Raw genomic sequence first — 416 nt, forward strand, 5'->3', positions numbered from 1 at the left:
ATTCATCATTTGCCTGGTAACTCAAACCTAATTCACCGGCTGTCAGGTCATCTTTTTGTTGTTCCGAACCCAATTGGTTTTCATCATCAACTTCTGACTGGCGCGCACCTATAGTGGTAGTCAATTTGGGTAATAACGGATATACCAGTTGTGCGTAATAACTGCGCTGTTCTTGCGAAGAACCTACAGGAGACCAACCATTATTGCTTTCGTAATCACCATCAATGTGATCATATCCCAAAGTAGCAACTAGAGAACCATTATCCAGCGCATAGTCACCCACAATGCGCGGCGTTAAACTTTTAACACGCATAGAGTATTCTGTTGGCTCAGGGGTAGGGCCACCCCAATAATCATCATAAAAATAAATGCCTTCTTCATTACGATCAGAATATTCCGCTTGCACAGACCAATGG

1 protein-coding gene is annotated in these 416 nt (G+C 43.0%); it reads right to left on the reverse strand.

Annotated features, from left to right (window positions below; translation table 11 throughout):
- A partial coding sequence (locus D7Y13_RS46560) for a TonB-dependent receptor (protein ID WP_158626252.1) occupies positions 1 to 416 on the reverse strand: 416 nt, incomplete at both ends.

The organism is Corallococcus praedator (genome assembly GCF_003612125.1).
Classification (GTDB): domain Bacteria; phylum Myxococcota; class Myxococcia; order Myxococcales; family Myxococcaceae; genus Corallococcus; species Corallococcus praedator.